Below are 23,242 nucleotides of genomic sequence, written 5' to 3'. Positions count from 1 at the left end.
TCAGTGAGCGGCCCTAACAGCGCGCAAAGGGCAATGTTCCCAGGCATGCGGGCGACCCGCCGACAGCTTCGCCCCGGAGGGAACTTTGATGAAGCAGGGAACAAACCTTTTGTCCCGAAGTTCGGGAGCCCAACGCTAAATCGGCCCCAACGCTAAATCGGCCCCAACGCTAACTCGGCAAGGAGTTCTCGTGAAACGTGTCCTGGTTACGGGAGGCTGCGGTTTCATTGGCCGGCATGTCGCCCAGGAACTCATCGAGCATGGCTACGAGGTCCGTGTCCTGGACGCACTCTTGGACCAAGTGCACGGCAATGAAGCCGTCAGCATTCCAGCTGGCGCCGAGCTGATACGGGGAGATGTCCGTGATCGAGACGCGGTCGCCGACGCGGTAGCGGATGTCGACACCGTCATCCACCTCGCTGCCGAGGTCGGCGTCGGCCAATCCATGTACGAGATCGCCCGATATGTCGGCACCAACGATCTCGGCACCGCGACCCTGCTCGAGGCGTTGATCAAGAAACCAGTCGAACGCATTGTCGTCGCATCGTCGATGAGCATCTACGGCGAAGGCCTCTACAAGACACCAGACGGGCGGCGTATCGACGATGCCCATCGCAAGCCAAGCGACATCAGGATCGGCCAATGGGACCCGCTGTCGGCTGCCGGCGAAGCGCTGTCGCCGATTCCGACCGACGAGGAGAAACGTCCTGACCTCGCTTCGATCTACGCGCTGACCAAATATGCGCAGGAACGCGCGGTGCTGATCTTCGGTCAGGCTTATGACGTGGATGCGGTGGCATTGCGCCTGTTCAACGTCTTCGGCGCCGGTCAAGCGCTCGCAAATCCCTACACCGGCGTGCTTGCCAACTTCGCTTCGCGGCTCGCCAACGGCAAGCGGCCGATGATCTTCGAGGACGGCGAGCAAAAGCGCGACTTCGTCCATGTGCGCGATGTCGCCCGCGCTTTCCGCCTGGCGCTGGAGCAACGCCAGGCAGCCGGCCACGCGATCAATATCGGCAGCGGACGGTCCTACACCATCAGCGAGGTCGCTCGATTGCTTGCAGAAGCGATGGGCGTTCCGATGCGGCCGCCCGAAATCCTCGGCAAGGCGCGCTCCGGCGACATCCGCAACTGCTTTGCCGACATTGCCAAGGCGCGCGAGCTGCTTGGCTTCGAGCCGAGCCATCGGCTTGAGAACTCCCTCGGTGAATTCGCTGCCTGGGTTCGCAACACCGTCGTCATCGACCGAGGCGCCGACATGAAGCGCGAGCTTGAAGAGCGGGGGCTGGTGTCATGAGCGAGCGGCATCGCGGCCTCGGCAAAGCGCCGGTGGCCGTCATCGGCGGCAGCGGCTTCATAGGCTCAAACCTCGCCGACAGCCTGTTGTCGGATGGCGAGCCAGTTCTGGTCATCGACAATCTCAGCCGAGCCGGCGTCGAGCAGAACCTCGAATGGCTGGCGCAAAAGCATGGCAACCATCTCAGGGTTGAAGCCGTGGACGTGCGCGACCAAGCCAAACTGGCCTCGGTGCTGACGCCAGCAAGAGCGATCTTCCATCTGGCCGCCCAGACCGCTGTGACCACGAGCCTGATCGATCCCGCGGAGGACCTCGACATCAATCTCAAAGGCACCTTCAACGTGCTTGAGGCGGCGCGCCAGGTGAGCGCCCCGGTAATCTTCGCCAGCACCAACAAGGTCTACGGCAGCTTGCCCCAGCTCGCGGTGCGGGAAACGGACGATCGTTACGAGCCTTGCGACGAAGCCATCCGCGCCAATGGCGTGGACGAGACGATCGGCCTCCGTTTCTGCACGCCCTATGGCTGTTCCAAGGGCGCTGCGGACCAGTATGTCCTTGATTATGCTAAGTCCTATGGTCTGCCGACGGCGGTGCTGCGCATGAGCTGCATCTATGGACCGCGCCAGTTCGGCACCGAGGACCAGGGCTGGGTCGCGCATTTCCTCCTCAGCGCGCTCAGCGGCCGGCCCATCACCATCTATGGCGACGGCAAGCAGGTGCGCGACATCCTGCATGTGTCCGACGCGGTTGCCGCCTATCGCGGAGTGCTGGCCAGGATCGAAGACCTCAAGGGACAGGCGTTCAATCTTGGCGGCGGACCGCGGAATGCCGTCAGCCTGCGCTCGCTGCTGTCGGAGATCGCCATCATGACCGGCCGCGACATCGTGGTGCGGCAGGATCTCGAACGCACCGGCGACCAGCCCTTCTTCATCGCCGATACCCGCAAGATAGAGGCCGCGCTTGGCTGGCGCGCGCATGTCCCGTGGCGCGAAGGCATCAGCGACCTTGCCGGCTGGCTGTTGCGGCACCGTCTCCAGCCGCACGCTGAAGTGGCGAGGTACGTCGCATGAAAGTTGCACTGGTCAACCCGCGTTGGACATATGAACACAGCATCTATTTCGGCTGCCGCCAGCCGCATCTGCCCCTGGAGCTTGGCTACTGCAAAGCCCTGCTGGAGACCGACGGCCACAGCGTGCTGATGCTGGACGGACAGTTGCAGAATCTCGACAACGCGGAACTTGCCGAGCGCGTGGCGGCGTACGGGCCGGAAATGACCGTCGTGACCACCGCGCCGACCTATCTGTTCTGGCGCTGCGCGCCGCCGGAGCTGCGGGTGCCGGCAGAATTCCTGAAGCATCTCGCCGGGCGCGGCGGGCGCACCGCCGCCGTCGGGCCGCATGGCTCGGCGACGCCGGCCCCTACCCTGCGCAAGCTTGGCGTCGATGTCGTCGTGCGCGGCGAATGCGAGGAGGTGGTGGCGGAGCTTGCCGGGCGCGGCGAATGGAGCGCCGTCCCTCACACGGCGCGGCTCGAGAGCGGCGTGCTGGCCTGCAACGGTGGCGTGAGCGTCAGCCGCTTCGTCGACCACCCGGCACTTCATTGGCCGTCCGATTGGATTGCGGCCCATTCGCACCACCATCATCGGTTCGACACGGACCAGAAGGGCGCCGGTGCCGAGGTGGAAGCTTCGCGCGGTTGCCCCTATAATTGCAGCTTCTGCGCCAAGATCGATTTTCGCGACGCCTACCGCCGCAGGAACCACGACGCGGTCGTCGCCGAGATCGACGGTCTGATCGCCCAGGGCGTCGGCTACATCTACTTCATCGACGAGATTTTCCTGCCCCAGAAGGCGCTGCTCGAGGCCCTTGTCGACCGCGATATCCAATTTGGCGTTCAGACGCGCATCGACCTCTGGAAACCGGAGTTGCTGGAATTGTTGGGCGAGGCCGGCTGCGTCTCGATCGAAGCTGGCCTGGAAAGCCTGACCGTCGAAGGCCGCGAAATGCTGGCCAAGCGCTGTCGGCTGGGCACTGAGGAACTGGCCGCGCTGCTGGTCGATGCCCGCCGCCATGTTCCTTTCGTCCAGGCCAATCTGATCGGCGTGGTCCAGGACGATCCGGCGCTGGTGGAGTATTGGCGCAAGCACCTCATCGACAACGGTGTCTGGGCCAACGAGCCGGTGCCGCTCTATCCCTATCCGAGCTCGCCAAGCTACCGCGAGCTGTGGGGCGAGCCCGACGATTTCGCCTGGGAGCGCGCGCATGAGCATTATCTGGCTTCGTTCAGGACGTTCAGCGACATCCAGGATCAGCGCCCGCGCGCGCTGGCCGAATTGGAGTCCTCATGCTGCAATCATTGATCCATCGCCCGCGGCGCATCCTGATGACCACCGACTCCGTCGGTGGCGTCTGGCGATATTCGCTCGACTTGGCGCGCGAGCTCACCGCCCGAGGGGACAGCGTCGTGCTGGCCGGGCTAGGGCCTCGGCCTTCTCGGGAGCAGGCACAAGAAGCGCAGTCCTTCGCGACGCTCGCCTGGCTCGAGACCCCTCCGGACTGGATGACGCGCAACGAGAGCGATCTCGACGGCCTGCCCGGCGAGCTTCGCGAGCTTGCAACGACCTGTGCCGCGGACCTCGTTCATCTCAACGCTCCGGCCCAGGCGGCCGAGGTCGATCTGCCCTGCCCCATTCTCACGGTCTCGCACTCCTGCGTCGTGACGTGGCTGCATGCCGTGCGCGGTCAGGTGCCGACCGACGGCTGGGCCTGGCAGAAGGACCGCAACTGGGCCGGTTTCAATCGCGCCGATATTGTGGTGGCACCCAGCCGAAGCCACGCCGACATGCTTGAGGCCTGCTACGGGCCGGTCGCGCGGCTAAGTGTCGTCCACAACAGTGCTCTTCCCGGCCCGGTCGCCTCGCGCCGCGAGCCTTTCGTCCTGGCCGCCGCCCGCTGGTGGGATGAAGGAAAGAACGCGGCTGTGCTGGATGCCGCGGCTGCCATGACGGAATGGCCGGTCCATGCCGCCGGCCCCCTCGGCGGGCCGGACGGGCAGATGGCGTGTCTCGATCATTGCGTCGCGCTCGGCTCGATCGGCCATGCCCAAGTGCGCCAGCGGATGGCGCGGGCCGGCATTTTCGTTTCGCCATCCATCTACGAGCCCTTCGGGCTTGCCGCGCTGGAAGCCGCGCTCTCGGGCGCGCCGCTGGTCCTCGCCGACATCGCGACCTATCGCGAACTCTGGGACGGCGCGGCTATGTTCTTCGACACGCGCGATCCGCATGCGCTTGCCGGATGCATCGCCCACCTCTCCCGCGACGAAAATTTGCGGCGTCAGCTTGGCCGGCGCGCCGTCCGTCGCGCGCGCAAATTTTCGCCGCAGGCGCAGGCGGTCGCGATGAGTGAAATCTACGATCGCGCGGCGATGGCCGTCGCAGGGCGCTGAGCATGCATTTTGTATTCTACACCCATTCCGTCGTTTCCGATTGGAACCATGGCAATGCGCATTTCCAGCGCGGCATCATGCGCGAGCTTGTTGCGAACGGACACCACGCCCTCGCGCTCGAACCCGCGGACGGTTGGAGTCGTTCGAACCTTCTGGCCGAGCAAGGCCCCTTCGCCGTCGAGCGCTTCCGGAAGGATTTTCCCGAGCTGATGCCGGTGACCTACGATGCGTCCTTCGATCACGAGGCCTGGATTGCGAAGGCGGATGTGGTGATCGTCCATGAATGGACCGATCCAGATCTTGTGGCGCGGATCGGGCGGGCCAAGCTCAACGGCGGCAAGTTCACGCTGCTGTTTCACGACACGCATCACCGCGCCGTGTCGGCGACGCAGTCGATCTCGGCACTGAACCTGGAGCACTATGACGGCGTCTTGGCCTTCGGCGAGGCGTTGCGGGAGAGCTACCTTCGCGCCGGCTGGGGCCGACGGGCTTTCACCTGGCATGAAGCAGCGGACGAACGATTGTTCAAACCCTCTCCCGAAGTCGACGCCGTATCGGATCTGGTCTGGGTCGGCAACTGGGGCGACGACGAACGCAGCGCCGAAATCCACGAGTTCCTCGTCGCGCCGGCACGCGAGCTTGGCCTGTCGGGAACCGTTCACGGGGTGCGCTACCCAGCGCAGGCGCGGGCCGCGCTCGCCGACGCCGGCTTGCGCCACGAGGGCTGGATCGCCAATGCCGACGTCCCGAAAGCGTTCGCGCGGCATCGAGTGACGGTGCACATCCCGCGCCGACCCTATCGGGACCATCTGCCGGGCATTCCCACGATCCGCATGTTCGAGGCATTGGCCTGCGGCATTCCCCTCGTCTCTGCGCCATGGTCGGACGTGGAAGAGCTGTTCCGTCCCGGCAAGGACTTTCTGTTTGCCCGCGACGGCTCCGAGATGCGCCAGCACCTGCGCGACGTGCTGCACGACACCGGGCTTGCGAAGGCTCTGGCGGCAGCCGGGCTGGAAACCATCCTGGCACGGCACACATGCCGGCGCCGCGCCGACGAATTGTTCGACATACTCGCCGCATGCGGCAATCGCCATGCGGTTGACGGGGTGCCAACAAGGGAGGCCGCCGCATGAAGATCGCCTTTTACGGATCCAGCCTGCTGTCGTCCTATTGGAACGGCGCCGCCACCTATTATCGCGGCCTGCTGAAGGCACTTTCCCGGCGCGGTTACGACATCGTCTTCTACGAGCCGGACGCCTTTGACCGGCAGAAGCACCGCGACATCGAGGTTCCCGACTGGTGCGACGTCGTCGTCTACGAGGCGACGCCGGATGCGCTGATGCAAGTCGCTTGCTGCGCCGCGCAGGCCGACATCGTCGTCAAGGCAAGCGGTGTGGGCTTCGAAGACGAAGCACTGTTGCGCGCCGTGCTCGACCACGCCCGCAATGACGCGCTGACGGTGTTCTGGGACGTCGACGCCCCGGCGACGCTCAGCGACTTGCGGAACGATGCCGGCCATCCTCTCCACGAGGAGCTCAAAAGGATCGCCCTCGTGCTGACCTATGGCGGCGGAGATCCGGTCGTGTGGGACTATAGGGCGCTTGGCGCCGCCGAATGTGTGCCGATCTACAACGCGCTCGATCCCGAGACGCATTTCCCTGTCGCCCGAGATCCCCGCTTCGCCTGCGATCTCGCCTTTCTCGGCAATCGCCTGCCGGACCGCGAGGCCCGCGTGGAAGGCTTCTTCCTCGAGCCGGCCGCAGCGCTGGAGGACCAGAAGTTCCTGCTCGGCGGATCAGGCTGGGGCGACAAGGCGATGCCGGAGAATGTCTCCTGGCTCGGCCATGTCGGCACTCGAGACCACAACGCCTTCAATGTCACGCCGAAGGCGGTGCTGAACATCAGCCGCGACAGCATGGCCAGCAACGGCTTTTCGCCGGCAACGCGGGTGTTCGAGGCGGCCGGCGCCGGTGCATGCCTCATCACCGATGCCTGGGCCGGTGTCGAGCTGTTCCTTACGCCTGGCGAGGAAATCCTGGTGGCGCGGGACGGCGCCGATGTTGTCGAGATCATGTGCACGCTCACACCAGGGCGCGCAAAGGCGATCGGGGCGGCAGCACTTCGGCGTGTTCTGGCCGAGCACACGTACACACTGAGGGCTGAACGGGTTGACGCAATCTTCAAGGCGCATTTCGAGCGCGAGACCGTGGAGGCCGCAGAATGACGAAGGCACTCGACATCGTGTTCCTGGGTCTTTCTCTGTCCTCTTCCTGGGGCAATGGCCATGCGACGACCTTTCGGGGACTGCTGCGGGGCCTCGACGAGCTCGGCCATCGCATCACCTTCCTCGAACGCGACGTGCCCTGGTACGCGCACCACCGCGACCTGCGCGACCCCGATTATTGCGACTTGCGCTATTACGACACCGTCCAGGAGCTTCGTCGCAACCATGAACGAGACCTTCAGCAGGCCGATGTCGTGGTCATCGGCTCGTTCGTGCCCGAAGGCAGGGCGGTCATCGACGACCTGGCGTCGCTGTGCACCGGGCTATTCTGCTTTTACGACATCGACACGCCGGTGACGCTGGCCAGGGTTGCCGAGGATGACTGCGACTATCTCGCCCGCCGGCAGGTTCCCTATTTCAACCTTTATTTCTCCTTCACGGGCGGACCGACCCTCCATCGCCTGGAGCTCGAATTCGGCGCGCGTCGGGCCGAACCGCTCTATTGCTCCGTCGACCCCGAGCGGCACCATCGAAACCGAAATGTGATCAAATGGGATCTAGGCTATCTCGGCACCTACAGTCCGGATCGGCAGCAGACCCTGGAAACGCTTCTGCTCGAGCCTGCGCGTCGACTGCCGGATCGACGCTTCGTGGTCGCGGGCTCGCAATACCCGCACGATATCGACTGGCCCGACAATGTCGAGCGGATCGAGCACCTGCCGCCGGCCGAGCATGCCGGATTTTATAGCCGGCAGCGCTACACGCTGAATGTGACACGCACTTCGATGGTCGAAGCCGGATGGTCGCCCAGCGTCCGGCTTTTCGAAGCTGCGGCGTGCGGGACGCCGATCATCAGCGATCGCTGGCCCGGCCTCGACAGTTTCTTTCCGGCTACGGCGATACAGACGGCCGGCAGCGCAGATGATGTGACGGGAATTCTTCTGGGACAGCCGGACCGCGCCAGGCTCAGCATGGCCAGGCAGGCCCATTCGCTGGTCCTGGAAAGACACACCGGAGTTGCTCGGGCACGAGAGTTCACGTCGATGCTGGCGCGGGCAAGGCAGACACGTCCGGTGCTCGATCTGGATGTCGAAAGTGCAGCATGACAGGCAGACAGGAGAACACACAGATGCGGCGTTCAAGAAAGGCCCAACAGACACGGACGGCGCTTGTCGCTGGCGGTGCCGGTTTCCTCGGTTCGCACCTATGCGAGGCCCTGTTTGGCATCGGCTATCGCGTGATCTGCATCGACAACTTTCTCACCGGCCGAATGGAGAACATCACGCCGCTTATCGGCCAATCGCGCTTCCGGCTGATCGAGCAGGATATCTGCAGCCCGCTGGAACTTGGTGAACCGGTCGACCGTGTCTTCAATCTGGCATGCGCGGCGTCACCGCCCCGCTACCAGGCCGATCCAGTTCACACCACGCGCACTTGCGTGGTCGGGTCGCTCAATCTGCTCGAGCTTGCCGTTCGCGACGGTGCACGGTTCCTGCAAGCATCGACCAGCGAAGTGTATGGTGATCCCGAGCAGCATCCGCAGCGCGAGGATTATCTCGGCCATGTGAACTGCATCGGCCCGCGCGCCTGCTACGACGAAGGCAAGCGCACCGCGGAGACGCTTTGCTTCGACTACCTTCGGGCCGATCGGGCCGACGTGCGTGTCGCCCGCATCTTCAACACTTATGGCCCAAGGATGGACCCCGCCGACGGTCGCATCGTCTCGAATCTGGTCATGCAGGCACTTGAAAAGCGGCCGATGACGATATTCGGCGATGGCCGGCAGACGCGATCCTTCTGCTACGTCACCGACCTGGTTGAAGGCCTGTTGCGGCTGATGGACATCGAGCCCAATCCGCGCCAGCCGATCAATCTTGGCAACCCCGGGGAATTCACCGTCCTCGAATTGGCCGGCCTGGTGAGGGAACTGACCGGCACCAGGTCGCCCGTGAAATTCCTGCCTTTGCCGGAAGACGATCCTCGCCGGCGACGCCCCGATATAGCCCGTGCGAAGGAGCTTCTCGGATGGGCCCCCAAGGTACCTCTCCGGCAGGGCCTGCTGCAAACGGTCGTTTACTTCGCCGAACTCGAAGGCAGCGCGACCGTGTCGCCCGCCGCCGCGACCAACAGGCCCGGAGCAGACGGATTTGAAACCGGCGGCGCGCAGGATCCCGATGCGTCCGGCGTTCTTTTCACCGAAGCGGAACATCCGACCGAGATTCTGGTTGGGCCCGATAACCGGCACGGAGAACGCAGTCGTGCAGTCGAAGCGATCAGCCAAGGACATCGAGCAGATGGCGGCCGCGGAAACCGCCGCCTTCCTGCGACGAGCCTCCATCACCTACCTCGAATGTTGCGTCAGCCTGATGATGACGCATCTTCAACGCGAAGAAGTCGCAACCATCCTCGAGCGGGAAGCTGACATGCTGCGCAGGCTGGACTGAGCCCCCAGCGCCTCAGACGAATGACGAACAAATAGCATATGAGCCCCGCAGAACGTCCGCCTCGTCAATGAAGGGGACCCGATATGAGTCTCGGCACAATCCTCATTATTATCCTGATCTTGTTGCTGATCGGCGCGATCCCGGCCTGGCCGTATTCGTCGGGCTGGGGCTATGGGCCCTCGGGCGTGCTCGGCGTCATACTTGTCATCCTGGTGATCATGGCGCTCATGGGCCGGATTTGAGGCCGAGCGGGCGAGATTCCATTAGCCGCACTCCGAACGTCGCGTCCTGCGCTGGCCGTTCGGAGACAACCCGGCAACGGGAGTCTTGAACGTCGACCGCATCGGCGAATTTTCCACCTCTCAAGGAACATTCCTGACCGGTCACAGTTCGGCGCGAGGAACTTACCTCCAACAACAGAGGCGGCGGTTTCGTGACATCGAAAAAGGTTCGCATCGGCATCGTCGGTGTCGGCAATTGCGCATCCTCCCTATTGCAAGGCCTCACCTATTATCGTCAGGCAAAAAGCAACGAGCCGATCCCTGGGCTGATGCATGCCGATCTCGGCGGCTACCATGTCGAAGACATCGAGGTCGTCTGCGCCTTCGACGTCGCCAAGAGCAAGGTCGGGCGCGATGTGGCCGAAGCAATCTACAACGCCCCGAACAACACCTTCCGTTTTGCCGATGTGGCGCCGATCGGCGTGCGCGTGCAACGCGGACCTACACTCGACGGCATCGGCAAATATCTGCGCGATGAAATCGAGGAAGCGAATGAGCCGGTCGCCGACGTGACCGCAGGCCTTCGGGAAAGCGGGGCCGAGGTGCTGGTGTCTTATCTGCCGGTCGGCTCGGATGCGGCAACCCGCTATTATGCCGAATGCGCGTTGGCGGCCGGGTGCGCTTTCGTCAACTGCATACCGGTCTTCATCGCTTCGCGGCCGGAATGGCGCCGCCGCTTCGAAGAGCGCGGCCTGCCCCTGATCGGAGACGACATCAAGAGCCAGGTCGGCGCTACCATCGTTCACCGGCTGCTCGCCAATCTGTTTCGGGAGCGAGGGGTGCGCATCGACCGCACCTACCAGCTCAACTTCGGCGGCAACACGGACTTCCTCAACATGCTGGAGCGTGAGCGGCTGGAATCGAAAAAGATCTCCAAGACGCAATCGGTCACCAGCCAGATCGATGTTCCGCTCGAGCCCGGCAACATCCATGTCGGACCCAGCGATCATGTGCCTTGGCTCACCGACCGCAAATGGGCCTATATCCGAGTCGAAGGCACGACCTTCGGCGGCGTCCCGCTGAATGCCGAGCTCAAGCTGGAAGTCTGGGATTCGCCCAACTCCGCCGGAGTGGTCATCGACGCGGTGCGCTGCGCCAAGCTGGCGCTTGATCGCGGTATCGCTGGGGCGCTCACCGGCCCTTGCAGTTATTTCATGAAGTCTCCGCCGGAGCAGTTCACCGATGCCGAAGCCCGCCTGCGCACGCTCGCCTTCATAGCCGGTAGGGGCGAGCCGATGCTCGATGCCGCGGAATGACAACGACCATTTTCCTCGTGCGGCATGCTGCGTATGACAACGTCAACGGCTATTTGGCAGGCCGCCAGGATATCAATCTTGGCCAAACCGGCCAGGCACAGACGCTGCGTCTGGCCCGCCGTCTGGCGAGGGAACCGCTCGCGGCCATTTTCAGCAGCCCGCGCAAGCGCACCTTGGAAACCGCGAAACCGATCGCTGTCGCCTGCAATATTGAGCAGATCGGAATCTGCCAGGAATTGGACGAGATCGATTTCGGCGCATGGTCCGGTAAGACATTCGAAGAGCTGGCCAATGACGCCGCCTGGCGGATGTGGAACGACCAGCGACAGAGCGCCCGAACACCGAGCGGCGAGACCATGCAGGACACCCAGCAGCGGATCGTCGACCTCATGGACGTGCTGCGCGAACAAGCCCCAAACCGATGCGTTGCACTGATCAGTCACGCGGACGTCATCAAGGCTGCGGTGTGCAAGGTCCTTGGTCTTCAGCTCGGCGACTGTTTTCGCTTCGACATCGAACCTGCCTCGATCACCACCGTCGTCCATGGCGACTGGGGCTCTAAGCTCATTCGCCTGAACGAAATCGCCTGACTGGAGCTGCCCGATGCGCATGGTGATCTTCGGCCTCACGGTCACCTCTTCCTGGGGAAACGGACATGCCACGCTTTGGCGCGGGCTGATACGCGCGCTGGCGCCACTCGGCTGGTCGATCAGCTTCTTTGAGCGCGACACGCCCTACTATGCCGGCGCAAGGGATCTCACCCATCTCGATGGCGGCCACGTGGTGCTCTATCCGGGATGGGATGATATTGCCCAGGCTGCGGCAATCGCGGTCCGGCAGGCTGACGCGGTCATCGTCACCTCCTACTGCCCGGATGCTGTTGAAGCCTCACGCCTCGCGCAGGAGAGTTGCCGTGGGCTCAAGGTGTTCTACGATCTTGACACCGCGGTGACGCTCGCGCGCATCGAGCAGGGGGAGCAGCCTCCCTATTTCGGTCCGGAAGGCCTTCGCGATTTCGATTTGGTGCTGAGCTACACCGGCGGCGAGGCACTCGGTGCGCTCAAGTCCATGCTGGGGGCGCGCCGCGTCGTGCCGCTCTACGGTCATGTCGATCCGGAGCGTCATCGGCCGGCAAAGCCCAGGGCCGAGTTTGCCGGCGATCTGTCCTACCTCGGCACTTATGCCGCGGATCGCCAGGCCGGCGTCGAGAAGCTGCTCGTCGCGCCCGCTGTCCGGCTGCCGGATCGCCGTTTCGTCATTGGCGGCGCTCAATATCCGCAGGAGTTTCCGTGGAGCGACAACATCTTCTTCGTCAGGCATTTGCCGCCTGCCGATCATCCGGCCTTCTTCTGCTCGTCACGTCTCACGCTGAATGTCACCCGCGAGGCCATGGCGCGCAAGGGCTGGTGCCCCTCCGGCCGGCTGTTCGAAGCGGCTGCCTGCGGCGCCGCCATCGTTTCCGACGACTGGCCGGGTCTGGACGACTTCTTCGAGCCCGGCAGCGAAATCCTGCTTGCACATGCCACCGACGATGTGGTCGCCGCGCTCGGTTTGTCGGACGGCGAGCTCGAGGCGTTGCGCCGCCGAGCCCGCGAACGCGTCCTCGACGAACACACATCCGCACGCCGCGCCGCGGAACTGGACCGGATTCTGGTCGAAGCCGCCACCGCGCCAGCAAGCGAACCGATGAAGGAAACCGTCTGATGTTGGGTATCGTGCCTGCGGCGGGGCGCGGCAGCCGCATTCAACCACTGGGTTTTTCCAAGGAACTGCTCCCGGTTGGCAGCCGGATGGACGGGCAAACCGAGCGTCCGTGCGCGGTCAGCGAATATCTGGTGCGGCGCATGGTGCGCAACGGCGTCGACAGGATCTGCTTCATCATCGGTTCGGGTAAGTCCGATATCCTCGAATACTATGCCGCCGGTTATGACAGCGCGGCCGCTATCTTCGTGGCCCAGCCCTCTCCGGTCGGTCTTTGCGATGCGATCTTCCGCGCCGCCCCTCTCGTGCCGCCCGAAGAGACTGTCCTGATCGGTCTGCCGGACACGATCTGGTTTCCCGAGGACGGCTTCTGCCACCTGCCGGACGACCGGCTGTCTTTCCTGCTGTTTCCTGTAGACCGTCCGGAGCTTTTCGACGCCGTGGTCGTCGATCAGGACGGCCGCGTCGAGCAGATCCAGGTCAAGCAGCAGGACGCAGCCACGGACTGGGTCTGGGGCGCGTTCAAGATGCCGGGCTGCATCTTTCAGCGGCTCGCGGCGCTTTGGCGCGAGCGGGACGGCTGCGACGAGTATTTCGGAACGCTGGTCAATGCTTACCTTGCTGCCGGCGGTGAAGCCTGGGGCATCAAGGCGGGATCGGCTTATGTCGATGTCGGCACCTTCAACGGCTACCGCACGGCGCTCCGGCTGCTTGAAAACAACGACGCCTCGGAAGACGATGGCACGGCGATATTCGTGCCGCCGAGCCGCTCGCACGTGCCATCCTTGCCAGGCGAAGGAGGCTGACCATGCTGCATTCCGACGCGGAAATTCGCCGCCGCATCGATGCGCTTGGACCGTGGTTCCACAACATGCAACTGGCGGGCGTGGAGACCGCTCCCGACCATTTCCTCGGCAACTATCCTCTGGTGAAATGGCAGAAATTCGCGGATGCGATCCCGGCCGATCTCTCGGGCAAGTCGGTGCTCGATATCGGCTGCAACGCCGGGTTCTATTCCATTGAAATGAAGAAGCGAGGCGCCGATCGCGTGCTCGGCATCGATTTCGACGTGGACTATCTGACGCAAGCGCGTTTCGCGGCCGAAATCGCCGAGTGCGACATCGAATTTCGGCAATTGTCGGTCTACGACGTCGGCGCGCTCGGCGAGACCTTCGACATCGTGCTCTTCATGGGCGTGCTTTACCATCTACGCCACCCGTTGCTGGCGCTCGACCTGATCCGCGAGCATGTTGCGCGCGACTTGATGGTCTTCCAGTCGATGCAACGCGGGAGCAGCGAAATCCTCGCGCTCGAACAGAACTACGATTTCTGGACGCTCGACCTGTTCGATCAATCCGAATTCCCGAAGCTGCACTTCATAGAGCACCGCTACGCCGACGATCCGACCAACTGGTGGATCCCGAACCGCGGCTGCATCGAGGCGATGCTCCGCAGCGCCGGCTTCGAGATCCTGCTTCACCCGGAAGACGAGGTCTACTTCTGCCGCGCGTCCGATGAGCCGGCGGGTGAAGGTGCGGTCTACCCGTCGAAAGGACGAAATGATGATTGAAGCCGCCATGATCTGGAACGAGCCCAACAACAAGTCGCATTGGGACCCAGAGCTCGATCCGGACTGGAGCCGCTTCGCCGGCATGACTATCCTGGCGGCGGACGCGATCGGGCTTGAAAACCCGGCGATCACCAGGGTGCTTGGCGGCATTTCGCCGATCGATGCCGGCTTCATGTCGCTGATCAAGGGATATGGTGTCCTCGACCATGTCGACGCCGTCGCGGTGCACGGCTTCCCGCTCGACTGGAACCTTTGGCAGATCCATGAATGGCCGCAAAAGCTCGGCGAGATCGCCGAAGTCACCGATCTGCCGATTTGGATCAGCGAAGTCGGCGTGTCGAGCTTCGGCGCCGAGGAGGTCCAGGTCTGGGGCCTGCGGCGGACGGCGGAGCTTCTGCTTGGCAACGCGCCCCGCGTCCAATGGTATAGCCTTTATGATTTGCCGCATGCTTGGGGAGCGACCACACGGCATCGCGAGGTGGAAGGCTCCTCCTATTACCGTCATTTCTACATGGGTCTTCTGCGCGAGGATGGCTCGCCCAAGCCCGCGCTCGAAGAGTTCGTGCGGCACACTCCGGAAATGGGCCTCGTCCAGTGGTTCCATTTCGAGGACCACCGACTGGACGACGCCGTTGCCTGGATGAAGCGGCTGGGCGTCACCAGTCTGCGCACCGGCCTCTCTTGGGCCGACAGTTTCAGACCGAATGCCCTCGATTGGTTCGATCGCCAGATGGAAGCCCTGGCAGACTTCAACGTCACCATCACTTTCTGCTTCACGCCCGAGCACCGAGGCCTGCAGCCCCATCACACCAGCCCGCCACAGGCGCCCGAAGAGTTCGCCGAATTCTGCGCGAAGATGGTGCGCCGCTACGCACCTGGCGTGCGCGACGCCGCGATGCCGATGCGGCGGGTCTCGGCCGCATGAGGTCACTTCGGCTCGATCAGCCATGACGCTTACCGTGCTCAACGTCGCCTATCCGCTTGCGCCTGTCGGCCTCGATGCGGTCGGCGGCGCCGAGCAGGTGCTGTCGATGCTGGATCACGCACTGGTCAGGCAAGGTCATCAATCCATCGTCGTCGCCTGCCGGGGCTCCAGCGCGGCCGGGACCCTGGTCGAGACGCCTGCCGAAACAGGCGCGCTCGACGAGACGGCAAAGAGCCGCGCCCAGGACGCGCACCGCGCGGCGATCGCAGCCGCGCGTGCGCGCTGGCCGATCGATGTCGTCCATCTGCATGGCATCGATTTCGATGCCTATCTTCCCGATGACGGCCCCACGCTCGTGACACTGCACCTGCCGCTTGCCTGGTATCCGGCCGGAGTGCTGAGCCCGGCCCGTGAAGACCTGTGGCTGCACGCGGTCTCGGAGGCGCAGCAAGCAACCGCGCCGGCCGGATCGAGACTGATCGCGCCCATCCCAAACGGGGTTGACGTCAATGCGCTTGCCGATCCCCGGTCACATCGCAATTTCGCGCTCGTGTTAAGCCGAATATGCCGGGAAAAAGGCATCCACCTGGCGATCGACGCCGCGAAGCGCGCTGGAGTGCCGCTTGCAATTGGAGGGCAGATATATCCCTACCGGACACATGTTCAGTATTTCGCCGAGGACGTGGAGCCTCGCCTCGACAGGCGGCGGCGTTTCCTGGGACCGCTCGGGTTTTTCGCCAAGCGGCGGCTTCTCAACGCCGCCCGCTGCCTGGTCATTCCGAGCCTCGCCGCGGAGACGAGCTCGCTCGTTGCCATGGAAGCCCTCGCCTGCGGCACTCCGGTTGTGGCCTTCCCGAATGGCGCCCTGCCCAATGTCGTTGAGCACGGCAAGACCGGGTTCCTGGTCAATGATATCGACGAGATGGCGATAGCCATCGACGCTTCGGCCGACCTCGACAATGAAACATGCCGGGCCGAGGCGCGAGACCGGTTTTCGCTCGATCGCATGGTTTCGGCCTATATGGATGCCTATCGGGCATTGGCAAAGCTCGGCGATTCCCGAGCACGGTTGGGAGCCGCCGGATGAGCGGCCTGCGTGCCGATGTCATCCGCGACCAAGATGCGCTCGACGGTCTAGAGCAGCATTGGTGGTCGCTCTGGTCGCAATGCGGCTCTGCTACGCCTTTCCAGTCACCCGCTTGGCTCCTGCCGTGGTGGCGCACATTCGCGCCGGGCGATCTCTCGGCGATCGCCGTGTGGAACGGAAACGATCTCGTCGGCCTGGCACCACTCTACCTCGAACGGCACCCTTCCGGTTTGCGCCTGCTTCCGATCGGAATATCGCTGAGCGACTATCTCGATATTCTTTGCGCACCCAAGTTCGAAGAAGCAGTCGGTGCCTTGATTGCCGAGACGGTGCTTTCGCTCGAATGGTCGCAATGGATCCTGCCGGACCTTTCGAGTGAAGCCGCATCCCTGGAGCTTTTGCTGCCCGATATCGACGAGAGCCGATCTACCTGCCATGCCGCCTGCCCCGTGCTTGCCTTGGCTGGCGACAAGACGCTTGCACGCTGCGTTCCCGCGCGGCGAAGACGCCAGCTGCGTCGCGCGCTGCGAGCCGCGCAACGGAGAGGCCGGGTGACGATCAACCGGGCGGAGGCCGCGCCGCAGATATTTCTCGGTCAGCTGATCCGCCTGCACGACGCCCGCTGGGCCGGACAGGGCGGCGGGGTGCTGACCAAAAGCGCGATCGAGTTTCATCGCAATGCCTTGCCCCGTCTCGCCGCGAGCCATTTGGCGCGATGCTGGCTCATGGAAATCGACGGCGCCGTCGTCGGCGCCTATTACGGTTTTCATCACCGCGACCGCGCCTATGCCTATCTCGGCGGCTTCGACCCCTCCTATGCATCGGAGAGCCCCGGCGCCATTCTGATCGGCAAGGCTATCGCCGAAGCCGTTCAGGACGGCGCGCGAGAGTTCGATTTTCTACGCGGCCGGGAGAGCTACAAATACAGCTGGGGAGCAGAGGACCGATGGACGGTGCAAAGGGTCTGGACCCGGAGCGCCTCGCCATGACCACAGCAGAGCGAGTGAGGTCGACCGCGAGGCATATCCTCGAGAATTGCATGGCGACCGACCTGTCCGCCGAAGTCGCGGTCGCCAGATTGGCAGTCGAGACGGAGATGCGCGCGCCAGAATTGGCGGACGTCGCATTGGACATGCGTACAAGCGCTGTCGAGCAAAGGGGCTGGCTCGAGGACATAGCCGTGCTTCTTTCAGGCAAGGCAGATGCCTTCGATAGTCTGAGGTCAACGGCAGCTTCGGTTTGTCATGACCGTCTGCGCGGCGAAACCGGTGAGATGACGATCCGCCGGCTGGCCGAGGGCTTTGACGAGGCGGTCGCCATCTCTCCGGCAGCCAGCGTCCAACTTTCGTCGCTTGGCGATGAGGAAAAGCTTTCGGCTGCAACGGCCGAAATCGTCGCTTGGCTGGAGCGACAGGATTTTACCGGCGCGGACAAGACAATACTCGATATCGGCTCCGGCATCGGCCGCTTCGAATGCGCGCTCCACGCCAGAGCTAAGCATATCGTCGGCATCGATATCTCGCCAAGGATGGTTGCCGTCGCGCGCCGACGCTGCGCCGGTCTTGGCAATGTTGAATTCCGCCGGACCTCCGGCCTCGACCTTGGCGAATTCGTCGATGCGGGTTTTGATGGCGTGTTGGCGGTCGATAGCTTCCCTTACCTGGTACTTGCCGGCGTCGCCGAGCGGCACTTTATCGAAGTGGCGCGCGTGTTGCGGCCAGGAGGGATGGTGGCAATCCTCAATTATTCATACCGGATGTCGCCCGCCGCCGATTCCTCCGACATCCGCCATCTCGCCCGAATATGCGCCATGGACGTCCTCATCGATGGCGAGATGCCTTTCCGTCGATGGGACGGCACCGCCTTTCTTATTCGTCGTACCGGCGGAACATAACCGACGGACCGAAGTTCGGCTCCCAGACCACTTGCGCAGAATCTGGAAGACCCAGGAGAAGAAGATGGCGTCCGGCGGCAAGAAACACATGGGACGCGGCAGTCAGGGCAAAGGTGCCGGGACCGGAGCGAAGACGACGGTTCCGAAAGACATGATTGGCGAAAATGACGTCCTGTCGAACCGGGATAAGAAGCAGCATACAAAAGAACGCGGCCTCGACAGCAATCGGATCAAGTCCGATCAGTATCAAGACCACGCGGCAAACCGGATTCCGGAAGACTGATCTTGCGGGGACTATCGCAAGACTTTGCCGGCTCGCAACGGATCAGTTCAGGCAAAGGGTTTTCGCTCCGCCACGATCTGCTGCGGGGCTGAAGCTGATCGGCGGCTGTAAGCGCCTTGCAAACTCCGGCCGTGTATGGTCTCAAGTGAATCTCGAAGGGGCCACATTTGCTAAGAGAATGCCATGTCTCGTCCGAGCCAGCGCGATCCCGTAAGCCAGGCAAGCCTGGGCATAGACCAAGAGATCGCGTCGTTGTTGACCGCCATTGAGCAGGAAAAAGTTCCTGATCGGCTGACCAAGCTCGCGATCGAGTTGCAGAATGCGCTGATCGAGAAGCGCCGGTGCAAAAAGGAGAACTGACGGCAAGCCTCATCGATGCCTGTCAGCGCTTCTGTCCCAGTGATCTTCCGCAACATGGTCGTGTCTTTCGACCAGCGCTTGCGATGAGCTTTCATCAAGGAATTCCAAGACGCTTGCACGCGCGCGGTTGAGACGGCTTTTAACGGTACCGACCGCGCAATCGCATATCTCCGCGGTTTCTTCGTAGCTGACGCCCAGCACACCGATCAGCGTCAGCACCTCGCGCTGATGTATCGGAAGCTTCTGCATAGCGCGGTAGACTTCCTTGGTCCGAACGGACCAGTCCTGCGAGGCTTCCGAAATCGGCCGGCTGGAGGCGCAGTCAAGCAAACCGGGCGCCTCCCTAGCTGCCGCCTTGACCCGCGTATAATGCGTATTGCGCATGATGGTGAAAAGCCAGGACTTCAATCGCGTCCCCGGCTCGAACTTGTCCAAGTTCGCAAGCCCCTTGGTCAGGGTCTCCTGCACCAAATCGTCGGCATCATCGGGCAAGCGGCAAAAAGTGCGCGCAAAAGCACGCAAGGCAGGAATGAGGTCGACGACAGCGACCTCGCCCGGTACGCAGTCAGGCACGGCATGGCCTTTGGGTAACACGGTTCTCACCCCAGCAGAGAGAGTTGATGGGCATTGATTAGGGAGAATGCGTGACGATGATGATCGTTCCTGTTGTAAGCGAACTTGCTTGAACCTGGGCCAACCGATGGTGGCGTCGCGATTCGAGCTAGAGGAACCAACTCCCACCAATCCCCTGGCGGCCGCAAAGATCACCGCGGTCGTGCCCCCCGAACGATGTTGGTGTTCCCTATGACCTGGTCGGTCATGATCCTGCGATCGTTCGATCAACAGCAGCGGAGGAGTGGAAAAGCCTTGCACGATTCCAGCCCAGACCGGTGCCTGCATCGGATGTTGCGAAACGCTTGCAGGAGCCCGATTGCTACAGGCGAGAGCGCCGCGCGGCCTCGGTGCCTGCGCGCGCCAATCGCGCGACCGCCTCGATCAGCACTTTGGTCTCCACGGGCTTAGACAGCCTCGGCGAATCCCGGAACCGATCCGGAAAGACCGTCGCGCTGTCATAGCCGGTGAGGAAGAGGAACGGCACGTCTCGCGCGGCGAGGTGCTCGGCCAGCGGAAAGCTGCGTTCGCCCTGCAGGTTGACGTCGAGCACCGCGCCATCCAGCTCGACGCCATCGATCTGCTCGAGCGCCTGTTGGACCGAAGGCGCGGGCCCCACGACATGGCAGCCTGCATCGGTCAATTCGTCGGAGAGGTCGAGCGCAACCAGGAAAGCGTCCTCGACGACGAGGATTCGCAGGCCCGATAATGGAGCGCTCTTGTTCATGCGTAGCCGGGCAGCGGCTCGAAGGCTTCGGTTCGGGCAAGGGGGATTTCAAGCAGGCACTCCAGGCCGGTGGGCCGGAAGTTCAATTCGACACTCCCCCTCAGCTCGTACTCCAAACTCTGCTGGATGAAAGTGGTTCCAAAATTTCTGCGGGATGGCTCTTCCACGGCCGGACCGCCGAGTTCCTTCCAGCTGATCGAAAGCATGCCCGGCTTCACCACGTTCCAGGAGACCTCGACGCGTCCGGTCTCGGCGGAAAGCGCCCCATATTTGGCGGCGTTGCTGGCAAGCTCGAAGAACACCATGCCGAGTGCCGCCGCCGTTGCCGCATCGAGGTGGAACGGCCGGCCGTGAACGACTAGGTTCTGGCGTCCCGTGCTGCTGTAGGGGGAAAACGTCGCCCTCAGCAGGTCCTCGAGGTCGGCGTCGCCCCAATTGTGGGAAGACAGGACCTCATGCGTGCGCGCCATCGCGTGCAGTCGCTCATGGAATGATGTCGCGAATTCCCCCATTGAGCTTGACGAGCGGATCATGCGCGAGGTCAGTGCGGTGATCGTGGCTAGGATGTTCTTCACACGATGCTGCAGCTCGTGCAGCAGCCTCTCCTGAGCGCGCTCGGCCTCCTTATGGTTCGAGACATCGACCAGGGCCGCAATAGCGCCCCGAACCCTGCCGGACTCGTCAAACAGCGGATTGGCCGACATCATCACGTCGATGCTTGAGCCGTCCCCCTGCGCGATTCGGGCTTCGTAGCCGGGGACGGGCTTGCCCGTTCGCATCGCCTTCTGCAGCGGCTGCTCGTGCGTTTCCACCACGGAGCCGTTCACCATCAGCGGCAGGACCGCCGGCACAGTGCTGAGCTTGCCGTCCGCGGCGCGCCGGCCGGCGAGCTCGGCCGCGCGGCGATTGGCGCGGATGGCATCCACGTCGTCGTCTTCGGCGATCAAGATGCCGACAGGCACAAGATCCAGAACAGTCTCCAGGCTTTCGAGGCGGTTGCGCAGGTCGTGCGACAGCGCGCCGATCTTTTCCTCCGCCTGCGCGATCTGGGTAATGTCGACGAAGGTGACGACGACGCCGGCGATGACATTGTCCACGGTGCGGTAGGGCATCACGCGCATGATGTAGCGCTTGGCGCTTTCAATGACTTCCACCTGCCTTTCTATCGTCCCCAGCCGCTGCAGCACCTGCTCCATGTCTGCCTGCAGCCGGTCCGCGGCAAAGCGCGGCCGCACATGCGCGAGCGGCCGGCCGACATCGCTTTCGACCAGCCTGAACAGGTCCCGCGCCGTCGGCGTGAAGTTCTTGACGCAAAGATCGCGGTCGAGGAACACGGTCGCGATCTGCGTGCTTTCGAGCAGGTTGGACATGTCGTTGTTGGCGCGGCTGAGCTCGTCGACGCGGATGTTGAGCTCGGCATTGACGGTCTGCAGTTCCTCGTTGATCGATTGCAGTTCTTCCTTCGAGGTTTCCAGTTCCTCGTTCGAGGACTGCAGCTCCTCGTTGATGGAAGACAGTTCCTCGTTGGAGGACTTCAACTCCTCGTTGGAGGATTCGAGCTCCTCCGTCGTGATCTGGAGCCGCTCCTTGGTCTCACGCAGCTCCTTTTCGAGCTGACTGACATTGGCGCTTTCGACATCGTCGGTCGTGTGGACGGGCTCGTCCTCGGTATCCGCCTTGATGCCGCCGATATCCCGGAAGACCAGCATGTAGAGTGGGTCCGTCCCGCCCTCGGCCGGCAGCGGCTGCACGGCGAGGCTGATCGTCTGGCGGCCGCCATTGGTACCGACGTTGATCTTGTTCTGAAGCGCCACCTGGCCGGTGCTGACGGCTTTGTGAAGCGCAGCCCTTAGATCCATGCGCAGCCCGCGCCGCGCCATGGAAAAAACGTTGTGGTCGGGAGCACCGGCCGCGAGCTCGAGGTATTTGCCCGTGCCTCCGGAACTGTGCATCAGTTCGCCCGCCGCGTTGATGACCACATAGGCCGGCGCATAGCGCTCGACGAGAAAACGCTCGGCGACTTCCTGCACAGTTCCTGTCGTCGTCCGTTGCCGCACGGCCGGCGCAGCCTGTCTGGCCGCGGCGGCAAGCGGGAATTCCGGCAGCCGTTGCGCAGCGACCCCGCTGCGCTTCTGGAAGATACGGCTCGCCTTGTCGACGGTCGAGAACAGGCGCGCATGGCGCGTGACGTTCTCAGAAGATCCGAGAAAGAGATAGCCGTTGCTGCGCAGCGCGTAATGGAAGATCGGGATGATCTTTTCCTGCAGTTCCGGCCCCATATAGATCAAGAGATTGCGGCACGCGACCAGGTCGAGCTTGGAAAACGGCGGATCGCGTAACAGATTGTGCGCCGAAAACAGGCAAGCCTCTCGCAAATCGGCGGAAACGCGGTAGGTGCCGTCCTCGCGTGAGAAGAACTCCTTTAGCCGCTTCGGCGCCACGTCGCTCGCCATCGTTGCCGGGTAGCGCCCGGCGCGCGCCACTTCCAGCGCGCGCTCGTCGATGTCGGTGGCGAAGATCTGCAGGTTGGGAGAAGCGGCGCCGCGCGGCGCGTTCTCCTTCAGAAGCATAGCGATCGAATAGGCTTCCTCTCCGGTGGCACAGCCAGGCACCCACACCCTGATCGTCTCGTCGGGCTTTCGGTTCTCGAAGAGCTTGGGGACGACGAAGCGTTCGAGCGCATTGAAGGCCTGCGGGTCCCGGAAGAAGCTGGTCACCCCGATGAGCAGGTCCTGGAACAGGAGATCGACCTGCTGCGGCTCGTCGCGCAACCTCTCGTAGAACACGGTGGGATCGTCGATCTGGAGCACCTGCATGCGCCGCTGGATGCGCCTCAGGATGGTGTTGTCCTTGTAGCCGCTGAAATCATGGCCCGTGCGCACGCGAAGCAGCGCCGCGATGCGCGAAAGCTGCTCGGCCACGTCGCGCTTGCGTCGGTCGCGCTCACTTTCGTCGCGGGTGGCGTGGCTGAAATAACCAACCAGCTTCGTCGCCATTTCTTCCGCCGGAAGCACCATGTCGATCATGCCGCTCTGCACGGCGCTGCGCATCATGCCGTCATATTCGGCGCCTGCCTGCGCAAGCGTCAGCCCGCCGTGCTCCTTGATCGCCCTCAGACCGATGGTGCCGTCGCTGCC

At 63.3% G+C, this 23,242-nt stretch carries 22 protein-coding genes and 1 pseudogene; 20 read left to right on the top strand and 3 right to left on the bottom strand.

The features are described from left to right. The first annotated feature begins 190 nt into the window (after positions 1-190). The 20 genes and pseudogenes from A9K71_RS06360 (at position 191) to A9K71_RS31930 (ending at position 18,766) form a co-directional block, all read left to right on the top strand. The gene (locus tag A9K71_RS06360; protein ID WP_066991993.1) at positions 191-1,297 is read left to right on the top strand and encodes an SDR family NAD(P)-dependent oxidoreductase; all 1,107 of its coding nucleotides are present in this window, start codon (positions 191-193) and stop codon (positions 1,295-1,297) included. Further along, positions 1,294-2,367, top strand: a complete 1,074-nt coding sequence (locus A9K71_RS06355) for an NAD-dependent epimerase/dehydratase family protein (RefSeq protein ID WP_066991990.1) — start codon at positions 1,294-1,296, stop codon at positions 2,365-2,367. Before A9K71_RS06360 ends, A9K71_RS06355 begins: the two co-directional genes overlap by 4 nt. Next, positions 2,364-3,656 (top strand): TIGR04295 family B12-binding domain-containing radical SAM protein, encoded by a 1,293-nt coding sequence (locus tag A9K71_RS06350; RefSeq protein ID WP_066991987.1) that lies wholly within the window; start codon positions 2,364-2,366, stop codon positions 3,654-3,656. The genes A9K71_RS06355 and A9K71_RS06350 overlap by 4 nt, the downstream gene beginning before the upstream one ends. Continuing rightward, the gene (locus A9K71_RS06345) at positions 3,641-4,741 is read left to right on the top strand and encodes a glycosyltransferase family 4 protein (protein ID WP_066991984.1); all 1,101 of its coding nucleotides are present in this window, start codon (positions 3,641-3,643) and stop codon (positions 4,739-4,741) included. Before A9K71_RS06350 ends, A9K71_RS06345 begins: the two co-directional genes overlap by 16 nt. Before the next feature lie 2 nt (positions 4,742-4,743). Continuing rightward, positions 4,744-5,874: a glycosyltransferase gene (locus A9K71_RS06340; RefSeq protein WP_066991981.1), complete on the top strand. Its 1,131-nt coding sequence runs from the start codon at positions 4,744-4,746 to the stop codon at positions 5,872-5,874. Further along, on the top strand, positions 5,871-6,965 hold the full coding sequence (locus A9K71_RS06335; RefSeq protein WP_066991978.1) for a glycosyltransferase: 1,095 nt from the start codon (positions 5,871-5,873) through the stop codon (positions 6,963-6,965). The genes A9K71_RS06340 and A9K71_RS06335 overlap by 4 nt, the downstream gene beginning before the upstream one ends. Beyond that, positions 6,962-8,071, top strand: a complete 1,110-nt coding sequence (locus A9K71_RS06330) for a glycosyltransferase (RefSeq protein WP_066991976.1) — start codon at positions 6,962-6,964, stop codon at positions 8,069-8,071. The genes A9K71_RS06335 and A9K71_RS06330 overlap by 4 nt, the downstream gene beginning before the upstream one ends. Before the next feature lie 23 nt (positions 8,072-8,094). Then, a pseudogene (locus A9K71_RS06325) lies at positions 8,095-9,051 on the top strand (UDP-glucuronic acid decarboxylase family protein); the annotation flags it as partial. Between the two features lie 441 nt (positions 9,052-9,492). Continuing rightward, positions 9,493-9,651 carry a DUF3309 domain-containing protein gene (locus tag A9K71_RS06320; RefSeq protein ID WP_066991972.1) on the top strand — a complete coding sequence of 53 codons (159 nt, stop codon included), beginning with the start codon at positions 9,493-9,495 and terminating at the stop codon, positions 9,649-9,651. A 191-nt stretch (positions 9,652-9,842) separates the two neighbouring features. After that, positions 9,843-10,946, top strand: a complete 1,104-nt coding sequence (locus A9K71_RS06315) for an inositol-3-phosphate synthase (RefSeq protein ID WP_066991969.1) — start codon at positions 9,843-9,845, stop codon at positions 10,944-10,946. Further along, complete coding sequence (locus tag A9K71_RS06310) at positions 10,943-11,536, top strand: histidine phosphatase family protein (RefSeq protein ID WP_066991967.1); 594 nt, start codon at positions 10,943-10,945, stop codon at positions 11,534-11,536. Before A9K71_RS06315 ends, A9K71_RS06310 begins: the two co-directional genes overlap by 4 nt. Before the next feature lie 13 nt (positions 11,537-11,549). Next, positions 11,550-12,650, top strand: coding sequence for a glycosyltransferase (locus A9K71_RS06305; RefSeq protein WP_066991965.1), 1,101 nt, complete (start codon positions 11,550-11,552; stop codon positions 12,648-12,650). Then, positions 12,650-13,453, top strand: a complete 804-nt coding sequence (locus tag A9K71_RS06300; RefSeq protein ID WP_066991961.1) for a sugar phosphate nucleotidyltransferase — start codon at positions 12,650-12,652, stop codon at positions 13,451-13,453. The genes A9K71_RS06305 and A9K71_RS06300 overlap by 1 nt, the downstream gene beginning before the upstream one ends. Before the next feature lie 2 nt (positions 13,454-13,455). Next, on the top strand, positions 13,456-14,217 hold the full coding sequence (locus A9K71_RS06295; protein WP_066991958.1) for a TIGR04290 family methyltransferase: 762 nt from the start codon (positions 13,456-13,458) through the stop codon (positions 14,215-14,217). Further along, positions 14,210-15,142 (top strand): beta-xylosidase, encoded by a 933-nt coding sequence (locus tag A9K71_RS06290; protein WP_066992294.1) that lies wholly within the window; start codon positions 14,210-14,212, stop codon positions 15,140-15,142. The genes A9K71_RS06295 and A9K71_RS06290 overlap by 8 nt, the downstream gene beginning before the upstream one ends. A gap of 22 nt (positions 15,143-15,164) precedes the next feature. Further along, on the top strand, positions 15,165-16,229 hold the full coding sequence (locus A9K71_RS06285; RefSeq protein WP_066991955.1) for a glycosyltransferase: 1,065 nt from the start codon (positions 15,165-15,167) through the stop codon (positions 16,227-16,229). Beyond that, positions 16,226-17,218: a GNAT family N-acetyltransferase gene (locus A9K71_RS06280; RefSeq protein ID WP_082980369.1), complete on the top strand. Its 993-nt coding sequence runs from the start codon at positions 16,226-16,228 to the stop codon at positions 17,216-17,218. Before A9K71_RS06285 ends, A9K71_RS06280 begins: the two co-directional genes overlap by 4 nt. Positions 17,219-17,268: 50 nt before the next feature. Beyond that, positions 17,269-18,123 carry a methyltransferase domain-containing protein gene (locus tag A9K71_RS06275; protein ID WP_245299538.1) on the top strand — a complete coding sequence of 285 codons (855 nt, stop codon included), beginning with the start codon at positions 17,269-17,271 and terminating at the stop codon, positions 18,121-18,123. A 64-nt stretch (positions 18,124-18,187) separates the two neighbouring features. Next, positions 18,188-18,406, top strand: a complete 219-nt coding sequence (locus tag A9K71_RS06270; protein ID WP_066992288.1) for a hypothetical protein — start codon at positions 18,188-18,190, stop codon at positions 18,404-18,406. A 183-nt stretch (positions 18,407-18,589) separates the two neighbouring features. Continuing rightward, on the top strand, positions 18,590-18,766 hold the full coding sequence (locus A9K71_RS31930; protein WP_082980368.1) for a hypothetical protein: 177 nt from the start codon (positions 18,590-18,592) through the stop codon (positions 18,764-18,766). A 9-nt stretch (positions 18,767-18,775) separates the two neighbouring features. Here the strand turns inward: A9K71_RS31930 and A9K71_RS06265 are convergent, their stop codons facing one another. From A9K71_RS06265 to A9K71_RS06255, 3 genes are all read right to left on the bottom strand, one after another. Further along, complete coding sequence (locus A9K71_RS06265; RefSeq protein ID WP_348626979.1) at positions 18,776-19,360, bottom strand: sigma-70 family RNA polymerase sigma factor; 585 nt, start codon at positions 19,358-19,360, stop codon at positions 18,776-18,778. Between the two features lie 340 nt (positions 19,361-19,700). Continuing rightward, positions 19,701-20,105 carry a response regulator gene (locus A9K71_RS06260; protein ID WP_066991949.1) on the bottom strand — a complete coding sequence of 135 codons (405 nt, stop codon included), beginning with the start codon at positions 20,103-20,105 and terminating at the stop codon, positions 19,701-19,703. After that, the coding region (locus A9K71_RS06255) for a CheR family methyltransferase (protein WP_066991945.1) at positions 20,102-23,242 on the bottom strand (3,141 nt) is incomplete at its 5' end. The genes A9K71_RS06255 and A9K71_RS06260, both read right to left, overlap by 4 nt.

This window comes from Mesorhizobium sp. WSM3873 (assembly GCF_001672445.1).
GTDB lineage: Bacteria > Pseudomonadota > Alphaproteobacteria > Rhizobiales > Rhizobiaceae > Mesorhizobium.
This window is presented reverse-complemented; position numbering and strand designations above follow the sequence as displayed.

Bases quoted from the DNA above. Each gene is read 5' to 3' on its own strand.
- A9K71_RS06280 (WP_082980369.1), top strand. From the start codon at position 16,226: ATGAGCGGCCTGCGTGCCGATGTCATCCGCGACCAAGATGCGCTCGAC.
- A9K71_RS06335 (WP_066991978.1), top strand. From the start codon at position 5,871: ATGAAGATCGCCTTTTACGGATCCAGCCTGCTGTCGTCCTATTGGAAC.
- A9K71_RS06320 (WP_066991972.1), top strand. From the start codon at position 9,493: ATGAGTCTCGGCACAATCCTCATTATTATCCTGATCTTGTTGCTGATC.
- A9K71_RS06270 (WP_066992288.1), top strand. From the start codon at position 18,188: ATGGCGTCCGGCGGCAAGAAACACATGGGACGCGGCAGTCAGGGCAAA.
- A9K71_RS06260 (WP_066991949.1), bottom strand. From the start codon at position 20,105: ATGAACAAGAGCGCTCCATTATCGGGCCTGCGAATCCTCGTCGTCGAG.
- A9K71_RS06310 (WP_066991967.1), top strand. From the start codon at position 10,943: ATGACAACGACCATTTTCCTCGTGCGGCATGCTGCGTATGACAACGTC.
- A9K71_RS06285 (WP_066991955.1), top strand. From the start codon at position 15,165: ATGACGCTTACCGTGCTCAACGTCGCCTATCCGCTTGCGCCTGTCGGC.
- A9K71_RS31930 (WP_082980368.1), top strand. From the start codon at position 18,590: ATGTCTCGTCCGAGCCAGCGCGATCCCGTAAGCCAGGCAAGCCTGGGC.
- A9K71_RS06295 (WP_066991958.1), top strand. From the start codon at position 13,456: ATGCTGCATTCCGACGCGGAAATTCGCCGCCGCATCGATGCGCTTGGA.
- A9K71_RS06290 (WP_066992294.1), top strand. From the start codon at position 14,210: ATGATTGAAGCCGCCATGATCTGGAACGAGCCCAACAACAAGTCGCAT.
- A9K71_RS06305 (WP_066991965.1), top strand. From the start codon at position 11,550: ATGCGCATGGTGATCTTCGGCCTCACGGTCACCTCTTCCTGGGGAAAC.
- A9K71_RS06355 (WP_066991990.1), top strand. From the start codon at position 1,294: ATGAGCGAGCGGCATCGCGGCCTCGGCAAAGCGCCGGTGGCCGTCATC.
- A9K71_RS06300 (WP_066991961.1), top strand. From the start codon at position 12,650: ATGTTGGGTATCGTGCCTGCGGCGGGGCGCGGCAGCCGCATTCAACCA.
- A9K71_RS06275 (WP_245299538.1), top strand. From the start codon at position 17,269: ATGGCGACCGACCTGTCCGCCGAAGTCGCGGTCGCCAGATTGGCAGTC.
- A9K71_RS06345 (WP_066991984.1), top strand. From the start codon at position 3,641: ATGCTGCAATCATTGATCCATCGCCCGCGGCGCATCCTGATGACCACC.
- A9K71_RS06330 (WP_066991976.1), top strand. From the start codon at position 6,962: ATGACGAAGGCACTCGACATCGTGTTCCTGGGTCTTTCTCTGTCCTCT.
- A9K71_RS06340 (WP_066991981.1), top strand. From the start codon at position 4,744: ATGCATTTTGTATTCTACACCCATTCCGTCGTTTCCGATTGGAACCAT.
- A9K71_RS06350 (WP_066991987.1), top strand. From the start codon at position 2,364: ATGAAAGTTGCACTGGTCAACCCGCGTTGGACATATGAACACAGCATC.